Raw genomic sequence first — 19,106 nt, 5'->3', positions numbered from 1 at the left:
GCCGCGGCCCGACCGGCCGGTGCCGCGGTCAGGGCTGGGCGCGCACCCAGTCCAGCAGGCCGGGCAGGGCGGCCTCGATCTGTTCACGCACCAGTTCGAAGCCCGTGAAGTCGCCGTAGTACGGGTCGGGCACGGAGTCGCCGTCCGCGTCCGGGTCGAAGCTGCGCAGCAGGCGACGGCGCTCGGTGGGCACGCCGAGCTGGGCCAGCGCGCGGTCGTGTCCGGTGTCCAGCGCGACCACCAGGTCGGCGCCCAGGTGGTCCGCGCCGAGGTGCGCGGCGCTGTGGCCGGTCGGGTAGCCGTGGCCGACCAGCACCCGGTTGGTGCGCTCGTCGGCCTCCCTGCCGACGTGCCAGTCCTCGGTGCCGGCGCTCGTCACCCGGACCCGTGCGCCGAGGCCCTCCGCGGCGAGGCGGCCGAGCAGGATCTTCTCGGCCATCGGGGACCGGCAGATGTTCCCGGTGCAGACGAAGGTGATGTGCAGCGGGGCGGCGTCAGGGTGTGACATCGAGAATCCTTCCGAGTTGCGCGACGGTGGCCGCGCTCCAGCGGGCGCCGGCGGCCTCCTCGGCGGAGCCGTATCCCCAGCCCACGAAGACGGTGGGGATGCCCCAGTGCGCGGCGCCGTGCACGTCGTGCTCGCGGTCGCCGACCATCACCACCCCGGCCGTCCCGCCGTCGGCGGCGGCCGTGGGAGCGAGGCCGAGCCCGCGCAGCGCGTGCTCGATCACGTCGACCTTGGCGCGCCGGGTGCCGTCGGCGCTGGCCCCGGCGATCACCTCGAAGTGGTGCGCGAGCCCGAAGTGCTCGAGGATCCGGCGGGCGAACCGCTCCGACTTCGAGGTGGCGACGGCCAGGCGCGCGCCGTCCCGACCGACTGCGTCGAGCAGGTCCCCGATGCCGTCGAACACCGCGTTCTCGGCCCAGCCGATCTCGTCGTACCGGGCGAAGTACGCGGCCAGGGCGGTCGCCACGGTCGGCTCGTCAAGGCCGAGGGTGCGCAGCGTGTCCGCCATCGGCGGGCCGACGATCAGTTCCTCCAGGTCGCCGTCGGGTGCCTCGGCGCCGACCACGGCCAGCGCGTGCCGGAAGCCGGCGACGATGCCGGGTGCGGAGTCGGTCAGGGTGCCGTCGAGGTCGAACAGGGTCACCGTGGCGGTGGAAGGGCTGGTGCTCACCCCTCCATCCTGCCCGGCAGCCGGACGCGGCCGGCCGCCGCCATAAGCTCACCTCGTGCACACCCGCCCCGCCGACCTGACCGACCTCCGCCATCACGGCGACGTCGACGCCGAGCCCGGACTGCTCGACTTCGCCGTGAACGTCCGCGGCGACGGCCCGCCGCAGTGGCTGCGCGACCGACTGGCGGGGGCCCTGACGACCCTCGGCCGGTACCCGTCCGCCGCCGATGACGACGCGGCCCGGGACCAGGTCGCGGCCCGGCACGGCCGCCGTCGCGAGGAGGTACTGCTGCTCTCCGGCGGCGCCGAGGGCTTCGCGATGCTGCCGCGGCTGACGCCCTCGCTGGCGGCGGTGCTGCATCCCTCGTTCACCGAGCCGGAGTGGGCGCTGCGCCAGGCCGGGGTGCCGACGACGCAGGTGCGGCTCACCCCGCCGTACCGGCTGGCCGACGCCGCGGTCCCGGCGGACGCCGACCTGGTGGTGCTGGGCAACCCCACCAACCCGACCTCGGTGCTGCACCCGGCCGCGGACGTGCTGGCGCTGCGCCGTCCCGGCCGGATCCTGGTGGTGGACGAGGCCTTCGGCGACGCGGTGCCCGGGGAGCCGGAGTCGTTGGCGGGAGTGTCGCTGCCGGACGTGCTGGTGCTGCGCAGCCTCACCAAGACCTTCGCGCTGGCCGGACTGCGCTGCGGCTACCTCCTCGGCCCGCCGGAGTTGCTGGCCCGGCTGCAGGTCGGACGCGCGCACTGGCCGCTGGGCAGCCTGCAGGTCGAGGCGATCCGGGCCTGCTGCGAGCCCGCGGCGGTGGCGTGGGCGCAGCGCGAGGCCGACGTGATCGACGCCGAACGCGCCGAGATGGTGGCGCTGCTCGCCGGGGCTGGCATCTCGGTGCACGAACCGGCCCGCGGGCCCTTCCTGCTGCTGCACGTCCCGGACGGCGAGCGGGTCCGGCAGGGTCTGCGGGAGCGGGGCGTCGCGGTCCGGCGCGGCGAGACCTTCCCCGGGCTGGGCCCGGACCACCTGCGCGTCGCGGTCCGCGCGGCCCCGCAGGCGCGGCGGCTGGTGGCGGCGCTCGCGGAGGTGCTGGGATGACGGTGTTTCTCGAGAGGAACGGGGTTCTGGCATGAGTGTGCTTCTGTCCGAGGTGATCTCGGTGCTCGAGGCGGCCTACCCGCCGGCGCTGGCGGAGTCCTGGGACTCGGTGGGCCTGGTGTGCGGGGACCCCGCCGACGAGGTGACGCGGGTGCTGATCGCCGTCGACGCGACCGCGGCGGTGGTGGACGAGGCGATCGCCGGGGGCGCGCAGCTGCTGCTGGTGCACCACCCGCTGCTGCTGCGCGGGGTGGACACCGTCGGCGCGCACACCCCCAAGGGGGCGCTGCTGCACCGGCTGATCCGGTCCGGCTGCGCGCTGTACACCGCTCACACCAACGCGGACCGGGCCGACCCCGGCGTCTCCGACGCGCTGGCCGCGGCGCTCGGCCTGACGGTGACCGGCCCGCTGCAGCCGGCGCCGTCCGAGCGGCTGGACAAGTGGGTGGTGCTGGTGCCCGCGGCCGACACCGAGACGGTGCGCGACGCGCTGTTCGCGGCCGGCGCCGGCGAGATCGGGGAGTACCGGAACTGCAGCTGGACAGTCGCCGGGACCGGGCAGTTCCTGCCGTCCGCGGCCGCCAACCCCACCCTCGGCGAGGCGGGCCGCCTCGAACACGTCGCGGAGGACCGCGTCGAGGTGGTGGCCCGGCGGTCGCTGCGCGGCCGGGTGCTGGCGGCGTTGCGGGCCGCGCACCCCTACGAGGAGCCGGCGTTCGACGTGTTCGAGCTCGCCGACCTGGGGTCCTCGCTGGGCATCGGGCGGGTGGGCGTGCTGCCCGAGCCCGAGACGCTGCGCGAGTTCGCCGAGCGGGTGCACCGGGCGTTGCCCGTCACCGAGTGGGGGGTGCGGGCGGCCGGCGACCCCGACGCACCGATCCGCACCGTCGCGGTGTGCGGCGGCTCCGGCGACTCGATGCTCGGCGCCGCCAGGTCGCTCGGGGTCGACGCCTACGTCACCGCGGACCTGCGTCACCACCCCGCCGACGAACACCTGCGCGGGGGCGGCCCGGCGCTGGTGGACGTGGCGCACTGGGCGAGCGAACAGCCCTGGTGCGCGCAGGCCGCCGCGGTGCTCGACGCCCGATTCGCGGGCATGCCGGAGTGGTCGGCGGCGGTGTCCACCACGCGCACCGACCCGTGGACGGTCGGCTGCCACTGACCGGTCCGACGCGGCGGTACTGGGCACCGGTCGGCGGGCGGTACGGTTAGCGACACCCCCCGTACATCCGCACCACAGCAGGAGCCCGCACGCGTGAACGTCGAACCCCGGATTCAGGCAAAGTTGCTCGCCCTCGCCGCATTGGACACCGAGCTGACGCGGGTCGCGCACCGGCGCAAGACGCTGCCCGAGGCAGAAGAGGTGCAGCGCCTCGAGTCCGACCGCGTGCAGCGCAAGGACGCCGCGGTAGCGGTGCAGATCGTCCTCGACGACCTGGACCGGGACATCAAGAAGCTCGAGGGCGAGGTCGACGCGGTTCGTCAGCGCGGCGACCGTGACCGCACCATGCTGCAGAGCGGCACCATCGCCGCCAAGCAGCTCTCGGAACTGCAGCACGAGCTCGGCAGCCTCGAACGCCGTCAGGGCGTCCTCGAGGACGAGCTGCTCGAGGTGATGGAGCGTCGCGAGGCTACCCAGGCCGACTACGAGCACGCCGGCGGACAGCTCAGCCAGATCGAGGACGCGATGATCGACGCGACCCGCCGCCGCGACGACGCGCTCGCGGACCTCGACAGCGTCGAACAGCGCCACCTGGGGGAGCGGGCCGCCCTGGTCAACGAGTTCCCCGAGGAGCTGCTGGCGGTGTACGAGCGCCAGCGCGGCACCGGCGGCGTCGGCGCCGCACTGCTGCAGGCGCGCCGGTGCGGCGCGTGCCGCATCGAGATCGACCGCGGCGAGATCGCCCGGATCGCCGCCACGGACCCGCAGGTCGTCGTCCGTTGCCCCGAGTGCAGCGCGATCATGGTGCGCACCAAGGAATCCGGTCTGTGAGTTCGGCTGGACAAGGGGCTCGCTCTGCGGGCTCCGCTCCGGACCGCGTCGTCGTCGAGGCCGACGGCGGCTCCCGCGGCAACCCGGGCACGGCCGGCTACGGCGCCGTGGTGTTCGACGGGGACAGCCGCCGGGTGCTCGCCGAACGCAACGAGGCCATCGGCTTCGCGACCAACAACGTCGCCGAGTACCGGGGCCTGATCGCCGGGCTCACCGCGGCCGCCGAGGTCGGCGCGCGCACGGTGGACGTCCGGATGGACTCCAAGCTGGTGGTCGAGCAGATGTCCGGGCGCTGGAAGGTCAAGCACCCGGACATGATTCCGCTCGCGCGGCGGGCCGGCGAGCTGGCCGAGCAGTTCGACTCCGTCCGGTACACCTGGATCCCGCGGGCGGAGAACTCGCACGCGGACCGGCTCGCGAACGAGGCGATGGACGGCAACGCCGGCCAGTCCTCGGCGCCCTCGACCCCGGTCGTCCCGACCCCGGTCGTCTCGGCGCCGGCGGGCGGGGCGGCGGCCACCAAGGCCCCGACCGCACCGGGCTGGACCGGGGCCATCGGCAAGCCGACCCGGCTGCTGCTGCTGCGGCACGGGCAGACCCCGCTGTCGGTGGAGCGGCGTTACTCCGGCCGCGGCAACCCGGCGTTGTCCGAGGTCGGACAGGCGCAGGCGAACGCCGCCGCCGCCCGGCTCGCCGCCCGCGGCGGCATCACGGCCGTCGTGTCGTCCCCGCTGGGTCGCACCCGGCAGACCGCGGAGGCCGTGGCCGCCGCACTGTCCCTGCCCGTACAGGTGCACGAGGGGCTGATCGAGGCCGACTTCGGCGAGTGGGAGGGCCTGACCTTCTCGGAGGCGTCGAAGCGGGACCCGGAACTGCACCGGGCCTGGCTGGGCGACACCTCGGTCCACCCGCCCGGCGGGGAGAGCTTCGAGGAGGTCCGCACCCGGGTCACCGCGGCGCGCGACGACCTGCTCGCCGAGTACCCCGGGGCGAACGTGCTGGTCGTCTCGCACGTCACCCCGATCAAGACGCTGCTGCAGCTGGCGCTGGACGTCGGGCCGTCGCTGCTCTACCGGCTGCACCTGGACCTCGCATCGCTGTCCGTCGCCGAGTTCTACCCCGACGGCGGCGCCTCGGTGCGCCTCGTCAACGACACCTCGCACCTCTAGCCGGCCGCCGCCGGTGCGGGCCCTCGGGCCGTCGGACCCGCACCGGTGCGTCGCGGGTTTTTAGCTGAGGTAACATTGCCCGCGTGAACTCACTGCTGACCAGTCGACGGTACGTCGACAACTGTCTGCAGCAGAGCGCTGTCTGTCCGCGCTGACGCCTGGCCCTGCCCCGATCCCTGGTTGACGAACACGTCCCGGGACTGCTGCCTGAGGCCGCGAGTTGCATTCACCCTCCGCACGCTCTTTCTGCGCGCCCCTGACCGCCGTGCCCCTGTGGCCGGATGGTACGGCGCTGCGCATCCTTGACGAAAGGCCCGTCGAATGTCGGCCCCCACCCGCGCCCCCGGTGCCCACCCAGCCGCCGCCCGCCCCCGCCGCCTGCCCAGCTGGGCCACCGCCTTCGGCCCGCAGATCGTCGCCGGCCTGCTCGCCGGCGTCCTGATCGGCCTGCTGGCCCGCTCGATGCCCAAGGCCGACGACGGCAGCGCGAACTGGTTGACCGGCACGGTCACCACGATCGGCTCCAGCTACGTCTCCTTGCTGACGGTCGCGGTGATCCCGTTGATCTTCACCGCCATCGTCAGCTCCATCGCCAACCTGCGTCAGGTCGCGAACGCCGCCCGCCTCGCCGTGCAGACGCTGCTGTGGTTCGCGATCACCGCGCTGATCGCGGTGATCATCGGGATCGCGGTCGGGTTGATCACCCATCCGGGCTCGAACACCACGGTCAACCCCGACGACGCCGCCGTGCCGAAGGGCTCCGGCTCGTGGTGGGCCTTCCTCACCGGGCTGGTCCCGCAGAACGTCCTCGCCCTCGGCGCGAAGACGACGGCGACCGGAGGACAGGTCGCCGCGGACGGTTCGATCAGCGGTGTCACCGCGACCACCGCGCTCAGCTTCAACGTGCTGCAGCTGCTGGTCATCGCCGTCGCGGTCGGAGTGGCCGCGCTGAAGGTCGGGGAGAAGGCGGAGCCGTTCCTCAAGCTCAACGCCTCGCTGCTCGCCATCGTGCAGAAGGTGCTGTGGTGGATCATCCGCCTCGCCCCGATCGGCACCGCGGCGCTGATCGCCAAGGCAGTCGCCACCTACGGCTGGGACGCGATCGGTCAGCTCGGCGTGTTCACGGTCGCCATCTACATCGGCCTGGCTCTGGTGTTCTTCGTCGTGTACCCGGTTCTCATTCGCGTGCACGGGCTCTCGGTCCGCCGCTTCTTCTCCGGTGTGTGGCCCGCCACCCAGCTGGGCTTCGTGTCGCGTTCGTCGATCGGCACCCTGCCGCTGACGGAGCGCGTCACCGAGCGCAACCTGGGCGTGCCGCGCGAGTACGCGTCCTTCGCGGTGCCGCTCGGCGCGACCACCAAGATGGACGGCTGCGCCGCGATCTACCCGGCCATCGCCGCGATCTTCGTCGCGCAGTTCTACGGGATCGAGCTCAGCATCACCGACTACCTGCTGATCGTGGTGGTCTCGGTGATCGGGTCGGCCGCCACCGCCGGCACCACCGGAGCGACGGTGATGCTCACCCTCACGCTGTCCACGCTCGGACTGCCGCTCGCCGGCGTCGGCCTGCTGCTGGCCGTCGAGCCGATCGTCGACATGGGCCGCACCGCGGTCAACGTCACCGGTCAGGCCCTGGTGCCGACCATCGTGGCCAAGCGGGAGGGCATCCTCGACGAGGAGCTCTACAACGCGCCCCGCAACGGCGACCCGTTCGCCGACGAGGACCTGCTCGAGCAGCGGGCCGCGGCGGAGGTCACGGCTGAGAACGACGGCACGGACGCAGCCGGTGAGAACGCCGACGGCAAGAACACTGGCGGCAAGGACGTGGCGGAGAAGGTGCCCGCCCTCGTCTGACCCGGCGCGCACGCCCACGCGGGGTCGGACCGGTTGCCTCGGTCCGGCCCCGCGTCGCGTCCGGGGGCAGCCACCACGACGACCGTCCCGGTAGGTGTCCGGATGTGGTCGGTCGGCGCCTCGGTCAGAGCAGTTTGCGCAGTGTCCGCAGGTTCCGGTTGGTGGTGGTCGACTTGTACTTCGCCTTGCCGGTGAGCTTCCCGAACGGGCTGTCCAGTGTCCGGCCGCGTTCGACGTGCCAGTAGAGCACCCCGTCGCCCATCTGGATGCCCTCGTCGGCGGTGTCGAGGCCGTCGGCCGAGGCGAGCAGGTCCCGGAGCGACGCGGGGTCGGAGGACAGCAGGACGTAGGGGTGCCAGCCCTCGCGGTCGGCCTCGAAGGGGAAGTCCTCGACGATCCGGGCGAGGGTCGACTGATCCAGCAGCACGATCCACGCCTCGTAGCCGAACCGGTTGCGCAGGCAGGTCTCGATCTCTGCCTTCAGCGCCGCCAGATCGGTTCGCTCGCTGTCGAACAGGACGTTCCCGGACGCCAGCACCGTCTTGACGTTCGTCAGCCCCAGTGCCTCGACCGCGGCCTTCAGGTCGGCCATCTTGATGTTGATGCCGCCGACGTTGACGCCCCGGAGCAACGCTACGAATCGTGCCATGGGCCGACAGTAGCGCCGCCGCTGGAATGGCACAAGTGTTCGAATGTGCAAAGGGGTGCCGAGAACCCAGTAGTCTGTACCGGCGGACGAGTTGGCCGGGCGGCCGCGGCGAGGGGAACCGTGCGCATCAGCGCGCAGGCCCACCGCCGAGGAAAGTCCGGACTCCACAGAGCAGGGCGGTTGCTAACGGCAACCCGGGGTGACCCGCGGGACAGTGCCACAGAGAACAGACCGCCGGCGCGCAAGCGTCGGTAAGGGTGAAACGGTGCGGTAAGAGCGCACCAGCACCCCAGGTGACTGGGGTGGCTAGGTAAACCCCGCCCGGAGCAAGGTCAAAGGCCGCACCCCTCGGGGTGCGGCTGCGCAGGTGTTCGAGGGCTGCTCGCCCGAGCCTGCGGGTGGACCGCTCGAGGTACCCGGCAACGGTGTGCCCAGATGGATGGTCGTCGCCCGACGCCTCGGTGTCGGGAACAGGATCCGGCTTACAGGCCGACTCGTCCGCCCCATTCTCCGGCCCTACGTCAGGGCGCCGCTTACTCGGCAGGATCGGCCCCGAAATCCGGGGCAGATCCTGCCGAACCCTGTGCGACAGGGGGCGGCGACGGCGTGGGCCGCTCGCGAATCACGAGGGTCTGGGTGGCCACGCCGATCGGCCCACGGACGTCGTACAGGCGCGAGAGCGTGGTGCCCGCACCGCCGCCGTCGGCCTGGGTTTCCGACATCAGGCCGATCCACTCGCCCTCGGGTTGGCGGTGCAGGTGCAGGCTGAGGTCTGCGTTTGCAAAGAGATAACGGTCGAGCGGCAGAACCCAGCTCAGCCCGTTGCCGAAATCGGCGGCGGCCGCTGCCCGCATGGCGGGCGAGGTGGGCTGGTCCTGCACCAGCGGGACAGTCAGCCGGAACCAGGCGGCGGCCGGACCCGGGCTTGCCGGTCCGCCCTGTGCCACGAGGATCTCCATCGCGGACTCGTAGAACGAGGTCCCGCCGGGGATGCCGGGAATTCGAAGCCGCTCCCGGCAGTCGGCGGGTGGGGGCAGCAACTCGGCTGGCGACCAGCCGGGCAACCCCGGAGGCAGCGTCAGTGGTTTGCCCCGCAGGAGGAGTGCGTGTGCACGAGTCACCAGTGCATCGTCCGCGAGCAGGTCAATGGTCATCCGTGTGGTGGAGCGTCCCGGAAAGGTCTCCTGGCGCACCGTCAGTGGGGCCACCGGCACTGGCTTGACCAGTTCGATGCTCAGGCGGGCGAGTTGCCAGCCGGGTTCGGGCAGGGCGGCCTCGGCCAGGTGCGCGAACAGGGCACTGGGCGCGCCGCCGTGCTGCGCCCGCGCATCCCACGGGCCGCGCGAGAGCACGCTGGGCAGCCAGGCCTCGTTCTGGTGAGAGAACACGGCGAGGGGCGGGGCGCTCTCGGCATCCGGGGGTGTGCGGGTCACGGCGTTCCTTGTCGAGAAATCTGCACGGCATCGAAGGTGGCTATCATGCGCGCGACCAGCCCCCGTGTTCTCTCGTCGTGCCCGACGCTGTCGCCATCCGATTCTCAACCTAGCCAACGTAACCGCCTGCTGCTGGTATTTGGGTCAGGCAGACGGCCGAACCCACCTCGCGCGGAGGGTGCGCTGGCCGCTACCTGGCCGAGCTCTGCTGCTGAGGGACCCTTGAACTACTCCTTGTCGGCCGTGACGCGTTGCTTCGTGGTGACGCCGCTTTCGGGCGCCTGCTGCATTCGTAACGCACCTCGGAGCGGACTTCTTTCGTCAATAGCGTTGTGGTGCAGTTAATTACATGAGCGATGCGGATCCGTGGCCCGTTGTGACGGGCAGGTGACCTTTCCGGGCCGGTCTTCCGTGATTTCCGCGGCGGTTCGGTGGTCCGGCGGGCGACCGCGCTGGTCTGCGCAAGTTCTTAGCAACTTCTTAGAGCGCACTCCGGCCTCGGGAGTGGGAGTCCTGCGTACGGTGGTCAGCGCAGCGCTCGGCTGGTCGAGGCCCCTGGCGGGACAACGGCATCGGCATGTTCGACGAGGCACGCCGGGCTCCGGGTCCGACCTGGGCAACTGCACCACGAGGGGGGAGTGCAGTAGGTGTTCGCTACCTGGGGGAGGCTGGCCTATCGGCTGCGGTTCACCGTGATCGGGGTGATGGTTGCGTTGTTGCTCGGCCTCGCGGCGTACGGCCTCGGAGTCGAGAAGCACCTGAGCCAAAGCGGATTGGTCGACCCGGGCTCGGAGTCCGTGGCCGCCGCGGAGTTGGCCGACGGCACCTTCGGACGCGACACCAAGGCCGACGTGGTGATCCTCTACACCGCGCCCGACGGCAAGACGGTCGACGATCCGGCGTTCGCCGCCACGATCACCCAGAGCCTCGGGGACCTTGCCGCGAACAACCCCGACGAGATTCTCCGGGTCAACGGCAGCTACTGGTCCACCAGGCTCGCCCTGATGGCCGACCCGAGCAAGCAACACGCCATCGCCAGCGTGGCCGTCAAGGGCGACAACGACACCGAGGTCGCGGCCAACTTCAAGAAGGTCCGAGACCAGTTCGCGATACCCGGCGTCGATGCCCAGCTCACCGGGCTGCAGCCGGTGACCGGCACGATCAGTGACACGATGGCCGACGACCTGCACCGGATGGAGATCCTGGCCATCCCGGCCGTCGGGGTGCTGCTGTTCTTCATCTTCGGCGGCGTCGTGGCCGCCGCCCTGCCGCTGATCGTCGGCGGCCTGACGATCATCGCCGCCAACGGCGTGGTCAAGGCGCTGGCCCAGTTCACCGAGGTCAACGGGTTCGTCCTGTCTGTGGTCTCGCTGATCGGTCTGGGCCTGGCGATCGACTACGGCCTGTTCATGGTGAGTCGGTTCAGGGAGGAGATCGCGGAGGGGTACGGCACCGCCGATGCCGTGCGACGGACCGTCACGACCGCCGGCCGGACCGTGGTCTTCTCCGCGACGATGATCGTCGCCAGCCTCGGTGGCCTGCTCATCTTCCCGCAGGGCTTCCTCAAGTCGATGGCGTACGGCGCGATCGCCGCGGTCGTCCTGGCCGCACTTGTCTCGATCACCGTGCTGCCGGCGATCTTGGGGATCCTGGGTCGTCGGGTGGACGCGCTCGGGCTGAAGGCGATGCGCAAGACCAGGACCGCCGACGAGATCGAGAACGGCATCTGGGGTCGGCTGACGCAGTGGGTGATGAAGCATCCGGTCAAGGTCGTGGTGCCGATCGTGGTCGGGCTGCTGCTGCTCACCCTTCCGATCGCGGGCATCAAGCTGGGCGGGATCAACGAGACCTACCTGCCCCCGGACAATCCCACCCGAGTCGCCCAGGAGCAGTTCGACGAGCTGTTCCCGAGTTTCCGCTCCGAGCCGATCAAGCTGGTGGTCGACGGGGCCCAGGGTGCGGAGATCGCCCGGATCGTCAAGGAGGCGAGCGCGGCGCCGGGGCTGGTCGAGAAGTTCACGATCGACAACCCGACCAAGGACGGGGTGACGGTCTTCAAGGCCGGCCTGGTGGACCGCAACGACTCCGATGCGACGATCGGCTACCTGCGGGCGATGGACGTCCCCGACGGAGTCACCGTGCTGGTCGGTGGCACCCCCGCGATCGAGCACGACTCGATTGCGGCGCTGCTCGACAATCTGCCGCTGATGGTGACGATGGTGGTGCTGCTGACCACGCTGCTGATGTTCCTGGCGTTCGGGTCGCTGGTGCTGCCGATCAAAGCCGTGCTGATGACCGCCCTCGGCCTCGGCGCGACCCTCGGCATCCTGACGTGGATCTTCATCGACGGCAACGGTGCCAGTTTCATGAACTTCTCTCCCGGCCCGATCATGTCGCCGGTGCTGGTGCTGATCATGGCGATCGTCTACGGCCTGTCCACCGACTACGAGGTGTTCCTGCTGTCCCGGGTGGTCGAGGCGCGGGCTCAGGGAGCGAGTACCGCCGAGTCGGTGCGGGTGGGCACCGCGCACACCGGCCGGATCATCACCGCGGCCGCGTTGATCCTGATCGTGGTCACCGGCGTGTTCGCGTTCTCCGAGCTGGTGATGATGAAGTACATCGCGTACGGCATGATCGCGGCGCTGATCATCGACGCCACCCTGATCCGCATGTTCCTGGTCCCGGCGACCATGAAGCTGCTCGGCGACGACTGCTGGTGGGCGCCCGCGTGGATGAAGCGCTTCCAGGAGAAGCTCGGCCTCGGCGAGCCGATCCTCGACGACGAGCGGATGCCGGCGGACATCCCGGATTTCGCCGCCATGGACCGCTCGACACCCGCGGCGGAGGTCGGCGAGGACACCGAGATCCTGCGGCAAATCCCTGGTGGCGAAGCGATTACGATGCCGATTGCCACCGGGGTAGGGCTGACCGCAGGCGGTCGGCCGAGGCCGGGTCGCCCGGCCGATCCGCTGACCGAGCCGATGCCCCGGCTGGCCGCGCCGACAAATCCGGTCGGCCCGCGCCCGGGTGGGTGACGCGGCTCACAGGACTGTTCACGTCGGCGTTACCCCGTGACGGCGTCGGCCTGCCTACCGTCGGGTTGTGACCTTCCGGTGGGCAGACCGGATCGACCGGCCACCCCCGGACCAGCATCGCCCGTGGGAGGTACCTGTGGAACTTCTCTTCGTCCTGACCCCGGTCATCGCCGTGCTGGGAGTGCTCGGTGTCTACGGCACGGTGTGCGCCACGTTCCTGCTCGAACTGCGTCGGCTCCGCCGGGAGGGCAGGGACGATCCTGCCGACCCCGGCGCCGGGCGCGAGGTCGGGGAGCGCGGCCCGAACGCATCGGCGGCGCGCCGCTAGCGTCGCCCGGTAGGTGACCGGGCTGTGTGGACGGTCGCCGTCGGCGACTTCCGGTCCCGCACATGGCAATGCCCCCACCTGATCCAGAGTGGGGGCATTGCTCACGGGGTCGTCAGACCGGGTTGATCACGAACGTCGTCGCCCAGTGGGTGGCGGCCTCGGGTCCGAGATGGGGGACGAGTGCGTCGAACAGGATGTAGGACATGGGGGACATGCTGGCGTTTCTCCGTTTCATACTGTGGTGATGCGGTCCGACGTCGATCCACGAAGATCGTTGTCCCGGGTGCGATCTTCAAATCGCCACGCGAGCGTTGGCCGCGCGTAAGAATCTCATGCTTGTGAGTCGTCAACAAGCGGTCTCCCAGAAATGTCTTTCGCGGACCGATACACGTGGCCTGAGAGGCTCCGGGCGGGCACACTGAGAGCCATGAGCGACGACGAGAACCTCTGGTACTACTGCGTGTCCGACGGCTCGGTTCGCCAGGGCAAGGACGCCCGCGGACTCGATCGGATGGGGCCCTATCCGGACCGTGAGACCGCGGCCCGTGCGCTCGAGATCGCCGCGCAGCGGAACAAGGCCGCCGACGACTCCGACGACGACTGGAACAAGTAACCGCCGTCGTCACCACCGGCGCACCGCTCGTGGCGCGCCGGGTTTCGGACGTGGCCCGGGGCTAGGCTCGGCACTTGTGATGACGCGCATTTCCGCCCGGGGCATCGACTTCGGGGCGATCAGGACCGACTTCGCGGTGTCGGCCGACTTTCCCGCGGGGGCGCTGGCGGAGGCCGAGGCCGCCGTCGACCGCCACGCCGCCGGACGCGTCGACCGGACCGACCTGCCGCTGGTCACCATCGACCCGCCCACCTCGATGGACCTCGACCAGGCGCTGCACCTCGAGCGCACCGAAACCGGCTTCGTGCTGCACTACGCGATCGCCGACGTCGCGGCGGTGGTGGCCCCCGGCGGGCGCCTCGACGAGGAAACCCGGCGCCGCGGCCAGACCTTCTACCTGCCCGACGGCTCGGTGCCTCTGCACCCGCGGGTGCTCTCGGAGGCCGCGGCGAGCCTGCTGCCGGACCAGGCGCGCCCCGCCGCCCTGTGGCGGATCGAACTGGACCAGCGGGCCGAGCCGGTCTCGTTCGGCGTCACCCGTGCGCTGGTGCGGTCGGTGGCACGTTTCGACTACGCCGGCGTGCAGGCCGATTCGGAGTCCGGGTCCCTGCACCCGTCGATCGCCGCACTGCCCGAGTTCGGGAAGCTGCGCCTGGCGTCGGCGCTCGACCGTGGCGCGATCGAGCTCAAGCTGCCCGAGCAGGAGGTGGTGGCCGACGGTGACGGCTGGCGGCTCGACCTCCAGCCCCGGACCGAGGCCGACGACTGGAACGCCGAGGTGTCGCTGTTGACCGGGATGTGTGCGGCCCGACTGATGATCGACGGCGGGGTCGGGCTGGTGCGAACCCTCCCGAAACCCGCATCGGACGCCGTGCGTGCGTTGCGCCGGACCGCCCGCGCCCTGGGAATCGAATGGCCGCAGGACGTTTCGGTCGGTGAATTGCTGGCAGGCCTGGAGCCGAGCACCCCTGACACGTTGGTAATGATGAGCGACGCCACCGCCCTGCTGCGGGGCGCCGGCTACGCGGCCTTCGACGGCACGCTGCCGGAACTGCTCGAGCACTCCGGCATCGGCGCGCCCTACGCCCACGTCACCGCGCCGCTGCGCCGCCTCTCCGACCGGTTCAGCACCGAGGTCTGCCTGGCGTTGACCGCGGGAACGGCGGTGCCGCAGTGGGTTCGCGAGGCGTTGCCGGCGCTGCCCGATCTGATGAAGGGGTCGGACTCGTTGGCAGCCAAGGTGGACCGTGCGTGCGTGGACCTGACCGAGGCCACGCTGCTGTCCGGTCGCGAGGGCGAGCGCTTCGATGCCGTGGTCCTGCGCGCCTCGGAGAGCAAGCGGGACGCCGAAATCTTCGTGCCCGAGCCGGCGGTGATCGCCAAGTGCGCGGGCACCCCACCGGAGGGTGTGCCGGTGTCGGTTCGTCTGGTGCAGGCCGACATCGACACCCGCGCAGTGAAATTCGAGTTCGACCTCAGAGCTTCCGAGCCCGCGACCTGAGGTCCCGCAGGCGGCCGTGGGCGTCGCGGCGGGCCTGGTCCGCACACGCCGACTCGGCCGCGACCAGCAGGCCGTAGGTGAAGGTGTCCTCGCCCGCGGCGCGGGCCCTGTCCGCCGCCGTCAGCAGCTGCCGACCCGCGACCACTGCGTCCTGGTGCTCACCCAGCGTGGTCTGCAGCTTCTTCGCGGCCTTGGCGAGGGCGGACCGTCGACGCCCCGAACCGGCGGCGGCCTCGGCCGCGTAGCGCAGGGCCTTGGCGCGTTTGCGAGCCGTGTGCAGCAACTCCGGCGGGGCGTCGTCCCCGGCCCCGCCCGGACCCCGGAGCCCGGCCTTCCGGCCGGTCTTGCGGACCTCGCGTACGGCCCTGTGCAGCGACTCCTCGACCGAGAGGTCGCCCGGGGGTCGTGGGTGGGCGAGCAGGCCGTCGAGGTCGGCGAGCAGGCGTCGGTACCGGTCGCCGTCGAGGGTGGCGACCGCGCCGCGGTGCGCCGCCGCGTACCCGGCGGCGTGGGCGGTCACCAACCGGTAGCGCACCGGACCGCGGACCAGCGCCGGCGGCTGGGCGTCGAGCAGCGCCAGGAACCGGGCAGCCAGTACCTCCTCGTCCCGCGCCTGTCCGAGAACGGTCCCCAGCCAACGCAACTCGGACCGGATCGGCTTCACCGACTCTCGGCCGAACCCGTCGCGGAAGGTGCCGAGCAGGCTGCGGAGCTGCCGGGTGCACACCCTCATCTGGTGGACGGCGTCCTCGTCGTCCCGGCGGACCGTGTCGGCGAGGGAGTCCAGCCGCTCGCGGTGCCCGCGCACCGCGGCGATCACCCGCTCGGCGTCTGCCTTGTCGCGTTTGCTCCCCATGCCGTCAGGTCTACCGCACCCGCCCGGTCCCGTCGAGGCGGTGCGGCGCCGGCGTCAGCGGAACCCGTCGGTGGCCTCGACCAGGTGGTGGGTGATGCCGGGTTCGCTCGCCGCGTGACCGGCGTCGTCGACGATCACCAGTCGCGACGACGGCCACGCCCGGTGCAGCGCCCACGCACTGGTCGCCGGGCACACCACGTCGTAGCGGCCCTGCACCAGGACGGCCGGAATCGACGCGACCGAGGCGATGTCGCGCAGCAGTTGGTTCTCGTCGAGGAACCCGTGGTGGCGGAAGTAGTGGTTCTCGATCCGGGCGAACGCCAAGGCGAAGCGCGGCTCCGCGTTCCGCTCGACGTGTTCGGGCGTGGGCAGCAGCGTGCTGGTGGCGCCCTCCCACGACGACCAGGCGACCGCTGCGGCCAGCGCCACCTCGGAGTCGTCCGAGTGCAGCAGCCGGTGGTAGGCCTCGACCAGGTCGCCGTCGCGTTCCGACTCCGGGACCGGCGCCAGGAACTGTTCCCAGAGGTCGGGGTAGAGCGCGCTGGCGCCGCCGTTGTAGTACCAGTCGATCTCGCTGCGCCGCAACAGGAAGATGCCGCGCAGGACCATTTCGGTGACCCGGTCGGGGTGGGTCTGCGCGTAGGCCAGTGCCAGTGTCGAACCCCACGATCCGCCGAAGACCTGCCAGCGCTGCACCCCGAGATGGGTGCGCAGCGACTCGATGTCCGCGACCAGGTGTGCGGTGGTGTTCACCGAGAGGTCGGCGCCGTCGGCGACGTGCGGGATCGAACGCCCGCAGCCGCGCTGGTCGAAGAGCACGATCCGGTACGCGGCCGGGTCGAAGAAGCGGCGGTGGTCCGCGGTGGTGCCGCCGCCGGGCCCGCCGTGCAGGAACACCACCGGCTTGCCGTCGGGGTTCCCACTGACCTCCCAGTGGATCCGCTGGCCGTCGCCGACGTCGAGCAGGCCGGACTGGTGCGGTTCCAGCTCCGGGTACGGCGTGCGCACGGCGGTCAGAACCCGATCAGGCCCGACGCCAGGTCCGGAATCTCGAGCGCCTCGATCGCGCCCTGCCGCACCTCGGGGCAGTACTGCTGGGTGATCGCGTCCACCCGCGCCTTGTGCGCGATCAGGTCGATCATGTTGATGCCGTTCTGGGCGGCCCACGACCCGACGACGGTGTTCAGGCCGCCCTTGCCGATGGTCGGGGTGTAGGTGCGCCAGCTCTGCAGCTGCGCCTGCATGTCCGAGCACAGCTTGGCCGCCTGGTCGGCGGTCACGCCCCCGGTCGCGGCGTCGGCGCCGGGTGCCGGGGCGGGGGCGGGGGCGACGGTGCTCGAGGGCAGCGCGTGGTCGCCGGCGCTGGGGGTGGTCGGGGTGTTCTCGGTCGCGCAGCCCGCGGTGAGGGCGAGGGCGGCGACGGCTCCGGCGGCCACGACTGTGAAACGGCGGTAGGACATGTAGGCAGCCTGTCTGTCGAAGGACGTGTCTGGCGAAGGACGAGTCGGTCGGGTGGAGCGGCCCTGTCGGAAGACGTTCCCCTGGCGGGTGAGCACAACCGAGTGTGCCACCCGGCCGGGGAACGGGGTGCGAGCGTGAGGGGTCAGAAGCTGTGTTCCTGGGCGGGGAAGGTCCCGGCGGCGACCTCGGCGGCGTATGCCGCTGCGGCGCCACGCAACTCGTCGCCGACGGACGCGAACTTCTTGACGAACTTCGCGGTGTGGCCGCTGGTGTAGCCGGCCATGTCCTGCCACACGAGCACCTGGGCGTCGCACTCGACGCCGGCTCCGATGCCGATCGTCGGGATGGTCAGCTTGCCGGTGACCTGCGCGGCGACCTCGGCCGGGACCATCTCCATGACCACGGAGAAGGCGCCCGCCTCCTGGACCGCGATGGCGTCGGCGATCAACTGCTCGGCGCCGTCGCCACGACCCTGGACGCGGAAGCCGCCCAGACTGTTCACGGACTGCGGGGTGAACCCGACGTGGGCCATCACGGGGATGCCGGCCGCGGTGATCGCCGCGATCTGGTCGACCATCCGCTCGCCGCCCTCGAGCTTCACGGCGTGCGCGAGGCCCTCCTTCATGAACCGGGTGGCGGTGGCCAGGGCCTGCGCGGGGGAGGACTCGTAGCTGCCGAACGGCAGGTCCGCCACCACCAGGGCGTGCGGGGCGCCGCGCACCACGCCGCGGACCAGCGGGATCAGCTCGTCGATGGTGATCGGGACGGTGGTGTCGTAGCCGTAGACCACGTTCGCGGCGGAGTCGCCGACCAGGAGTACCGGGATGCCGGCCTCCTCGAAGATCCGCGCGGTGGAGTAGTCGTACGCGGTGAGCATGGCCCAGCGCTGACCCTCGGCCTTCATGGTCTGCAAGTGGTGGGTGCGGATCTTGGTTCGCTTCGGCGCCGATGCGGCGGTCGCGGATCCGTAGACAGAGTTCTCGGACATCAGTGTCCCTTTCGTGCCTCGAGGCCCAGTGCGGGTCCCCGGGTTGTGGGTGATGACACGTTCAGTCTGCCATCGAGGGCCGCGTCGGCGAACGGCCCGGGTGCGTGCAATCGGTCACATCGGGTCGTCCTGCATCACGTTCGTGCGACTCCACACCACCGGGACCCACAGCGCGGTCAGCACGGCCATCACGGCCCAGGTCATGACCAACCCGTACGGGAGGCCGTCGGGCCGAGTGCCGACCGGAAGACTCTGCTGCGACCAACAGGCAAGGAGCCCGAGCACGGTCCCCACCCCGGTGCCGGCCATCGCGAACCACGCCAGTGCCCATCGTCGCGTCCACAAGGCGACGGTGGAGGCGACAATCCCGAACACCACCATGAAACAGACGAACAGACGTAGCGGTGCAGTGACAGTGCAGCGGTGGACCGCCGAGGTGTCGGTCAGTGCTGTCCACCCCGACACCGATTCGGCGTGCGGGAGAAACAGGCCCACCACGAGGAGGGCGACCGCTCCGATCAGTACGGGCAGTCGCCGCCCCGTGTCGAATTCGCGGGCCACGCGATGCTCGATCGCTTCGAAGTCCCGACGGTAGGCGGCGAGATCGTCGGTCACCGCGCACCGGCAGGCGGTGAGAGTGCCTCGGTCATCAGGTCTCCTAGAGCTTGTGGTGAGGGGCGGGCGGCCCTACCACTGGGTGGTGGGGCCGCCCGCAATTCATGGCATTGCGCGAAGCGCTGGAAGGGTGGGGTGGTCTCAGCCGATGCTGAAGGGCTGGCCCCACAGGGTGGTGGTGCTGGTGACGGTGTCTGTGTTCACCGTGACGGTGGCGAAGGAGCGGGCCTGCGCGTAGCCGGCGCAGCCGTTGACCGCCATGGTCGAGTCGGCGTAGGTGACCGATCCGCTCGTGCCCTTGAACGAGTGCGAGCCGGAGTGGCTCTCGGCGCCGTAGGCG

The 19,106-nt window shown here is 71.2% G+C and carries 19 protein-coding genes and 1 other RNA gene; 10 read left to right on the top strand and 10 right to left on the bottom strand.

The features are described 5' to 3' along the window. Positions 1-28 precede the first annotated feature (28 nt). Both RT2_RS16060 and RT2_RS16055 read right to left on the bottom strand, forming a co-directional pair. Complete coding sequence (locus RT2_RS16060; protein WP_072845803.1) at positions 29-508, bottom strand: low molecular weight protein-tyrosine-phosphatase; 480 nt, start codon at positions 506-508, stop codon at positions 29-31. Then, positions 495-1,178 carry an HAD hydrolase-like protein gene (locus RT2_RS16055; protein ID WP_072845802.1) on the bottom strand — a complete coding sequence of 228 codons (684 nt, stop codon included), beginning with the start codon at positions 1,176-1,178 and terminating at the stop codon, positions 495-497. Before RT2_RS16055 ends, RT2_RS16060 begins: the two co-directional genes overlap by 14 nt. Before the next feature lie 55 nt (positions 1,179-1,233). On the opposite strand from RT2_RS16055, the gene cobC reads away from it, so the two are divergent. The 5 genes from cobC (at position 1,234) to RT2_RS16030 (ending at position 7,287) form a co-directional block, all read left to right on the top strand. Continuing rightward, positions 1,234-2,271 carry an Rv2231c family histidinol phosphate aminotransferase CobC gene (gene cobC / locus RT2_RS16050; protein WP_072845801.1) on the top strand — a complete coding sequence of 346 codons (1,038 nt, stop codon included), beginning with the start codon at positions 1,234-1,236 and terminating at the stop codon, positions 2,269-2,271. 31 nt (positions 2,272-2,302) lie between these two features. Beyond that, on the top strand, positions 2,303-3,433 hold the full coding sequence (locus RT2_RS16045) for a Nif3-like dinuclear metal center hexameric protein (protein ID WP_072845800.1): 1,131 nt from the start codon (positions 2,303-2,305) through the stop codon (positions 3,431-3,433). A gap of 93 nt (positions 3,434-3,526) precedes the next feature. After that, positions 3,527-4,264, top strand: a complete 738-nt coding sequence (locus tag RT2_RS16040; protein ID WP_072845799.1) for a zinc ribbon domain-containing protein — start codon at positions 3,527-3,529, stop codon at positions 4,262-4,264. Then, complete coding sequence (locus RT2_RS16035; protein WP_072845798.1) at positions 4,261-5,433, top strand: bifunctional RNase H/acid phosphatase; 1,173 nt, start codon at positions 4,261-4,263, stop codon at positions 5,431-5,433. The genes RT2_RS16040 and RT2_RS16035 overlap by 4 nt, the downstream gene beginning before the upstream one ends. A gap of 321 nt (positions 5,434-5,754) precedes the next feature. Further along, entirely contained in the window at positions 5,755-7,287 is a 1,533-nt protein-coding gene (locus RT2_RS16030; RefSeq protein ID WP_083577417.1) for a dicarboxylate/amino acid:cation symporter, read from the top strand. Positions 7,288-7,411: 124 nt separating this feature from the next. On the opposite strand, the gene RT2_RS16025 is transcribed toward RT2_RS16030, so the two are convergent. Next, the gene (locus RT2_RS16025) at positions 7,412-7,936 is read right to left on the bottom strand and encodes a DUF1697 domain-containing protein (protein ID WP_072845797.1); all 525 of its coding nucleotides are present in this window, start codon (positions 7,934-7,936) and stop codon (positions 7,412-7,414) included. 87 nt (positions 7,937-8,023) lie between these two features. On the opposite strand from RT2_RS16025, the gene rnpB reads away from it, so the two are divergent. Beyond that, an RNA gene (rnpB, locus tag RT2_RS16020) (RNase P RNA component class A) lies at positions 8,024-8,437 on the top strand. Between the two features lie 32 nt (positions 8,438-8,469). On the opposite strand, the gene RT2_RS16015 is transcribed toward rnpB, so the two are convergent. Further along, complete coding sequence (locus RT2_RS16015) at positions 8,470-9,369, bottom strand: thioesterase family protein (RefSeq protein WP_072845796.1); 900 nt, start codon at positions 9,367-9,369, stop codon at positions 8,470-8,472. A 647-nt stretch (positions 9,370-10,016) separates the two neighbouring features. Between RT2_RS16015 and RT2_RS16010 the strand changes: the two genes are divergently transcribed. The 4 genes from RT2_RS16010 to RT2_RS15995 all read left to right on the top strand — a co-directional run bounded on the left by RT2_RS16010 (position 10,017) and on the right by RT2_RS15995 (position 14,846). Next, positions 10,017-12,404, top strand: a complete 2,388-nt coding sequence (locus tag RT2_RS16010) for an MMPL family transporter (protein ID WP_245709344.1) — start codon at positions 10,017-10,019, stop codon at positions 12,402-12,404. A 136-nt stretch (positions 12,405-12,540) separates the two neighbouring features. Next, positions 12,541-12,732: a hypothetical protein gene (locus tag RT2_RS26480; RefSeq protein ID WP_072845795.1), complete on the top strand. Its 192-nt coding sequence runs from the start codon at positions 12,541-12,543 to the stop codon at positions 12,730-12,732. Between the two features lie 427 nt (positions 12,733-13,159). After that, positions 13,160-13,345 carry a hypothetical protein gene (locus tag RT2_RS16000; protein WP_072845794.1) on the top strand — a complete coding sequence of 62 codons (186 nt, stop codon included), beginning with the start codon at positions 13,160-13,162 and terminating at the stop codon, positions 13,343-13,345. Between the two features lie 79 nt (positions 13,346-13,424). Then, entirely contained in the window at positions 13,425-14,846 is a 1,422-nt protein-coding gene (locus RT2_RS15995) for an RNB domain-containing ribonuclease (RefSeq protein WP_072845793.1), read from the top strand. Here the strand turns inward: RT2_RS15995 and RT2_RS15990 are convergent. From RT2_RS15990 to RT2_RS15965, 6 genes are all read right to left on the bottom strand, one after another. Next, entirely contained in the window at positions 14,821-15,702 is an 882-nt protein-coding gene (locus RT2_RS15990; protein WP_072845792.1) for a CHAD domain-containing protein, read from the bottom strand. The genes RT2_RS15995 and RT2_RS15990 overlap by 26 nt on opposite strands. Positions 15,703-15,756: 54 nt before the next feature. Next, complete coding sequence (gene pip, locus RT2_RS15985) at positions 15,757-16,719, bottom strand: prolyl aminopeptidase (RefSeq protein WP_072845885.1); 963 nt, start codon at positions 16,717-16,719, stop codon at positions 15,757-15,759. Next, positions 16,716-17,162 carry a hypothetical protein gene (locus RT2_RS15980; protein ID WP_072845791.1) on the bottom strand — a complete coding sequence of 149 codons (447 nt, stop codon included), beginning with the start codon at positions 17,160-17,162 and terminating at the stop codon, positions 16,716-16,718. Before RT2_RS15980 ends, pip begins: the two co-directional genes overlap by 4 nt. 143 nt (positions 17,163-17,305) lie before the next feature. Further along, positions 17,306-18,151 carry a 3-methyl-2-oxobutanoate hydroxymethyltransferase gene (panB, locus tag RT2_RS15975; protein WP_072845790.1) on the bottom strand — a complete coding sequence of 282 codons (846 nt, stop codon included), beginning with the start codon at positions 18,149-18,151 and terminating at the stop codon, positions 17,306-17,308. Between the two features lie 114 nt (positions 18,152-18,265). Next, positions 18,266-18,766 carry an Rv2732c family membrane protein gene (locus tag RT2_RS15970; RefSeq protein ID WP_072845789.1) on the bottom strand — a complete coding sequence of 167 codons (501 nt, stop codon included), beginning with the start codon at positions 18,764-18,766 and terminating at the stop codon, positions 18,266-18,268. Between the two features lie 141 nt (positions 18,767-18,907). Continuing rightward, positions 18,908-19,106: MspA family porin (locus RT2_RS15965; protein ID WP_174556720.1), on the bottom strand; the 199-nt coding region annotated here is incomplete at its 5' end.

Source organism: Rhodococcus tukisamuensis NBRC 100609 (assembly GCF_001894985.1).
In the GTDB taxonomy this organism is placed as follows: domain Bacteria; phylum Actinomycetota; class Actinomycetes; order Mycobacteriales; family Mycobacteriaceae; genus Rhodococcus_G; species Rhodococcus_G tukisamuensis.
This window is presented reverse-complemented; position numbering and strand designations above follow the sequence as displayed.

What these genes read in the sequence shown, in the direction of transcription:
- RT2_RS16045 (WP_072845800.1), top strand. Translation starts at nt 2,303, where the DNA reads ATGAGTGTGCTTCTGTCCGAGGTGATCTCGGTGCTCGAGGCGGCCTAC.
- RT2_RS16030 (WP_083577417.1), top strand. Translation starts at nt 5,755, where the DNA reads ATGTCGGCCCCCACCCGCGCCCCCGGTGCCCACCCAGCCGCCGCCCGC.
- RT2_RS15995 (WP_072845793.1), top strand. Translation starts at nt 13,425, where the DNA reads ATGACGCGCATTTCCGCCCGGGGCATCGACTTCGGGGCGATCAGGACC.
- RT2_RS16000 (WP_072845794.1), top strand. Translation starts at nt 13,160, where the DNA reads ATGAGCGACGACGAGAACCTCTGGTACTACTGCGTGTCCGACGGCTCG.
- RT2_RS16025 (WP_072845797.1), bottom strand. Translation starts at nt 7,936, where the DNA reads ATGGCACGATTCGTAGCGTTGCTCCGGGGCGTCAACGTCGGCGGCATC.
- RT2_RS15990 (WP_072845792.1), bottom strand. Translation starts at nt 15,702, where the DNA reads ATGGGGAGCAAACGCGACAAGGCAGACGCCGAGCGGGTGATCGCCGCG.
- RT2_RS16060 (WP_072845803.1), bottom strand. Translation starts at nt 508, where the DNA reads ATGTCACACCCTGACGCCGCCCCGCTGCACATCACCTTCGTCTGCACC.
- panB (WP_072845790.1), bottom strand. Translation starts at nt 18,151, where the DNA reads ATGTCCGAGAACTCTGTCTACGGATCCGCGACCGCCGCATCGGCGCCG.
- RT2_RS15980 (WP_072845791.1), bottom strand. Translation starts at nt 17,162, where the DNA reads ATGTCCTACCGCCGTTTCACAGTCGTGGCCGCCGGAGCCGTCGCCGCC.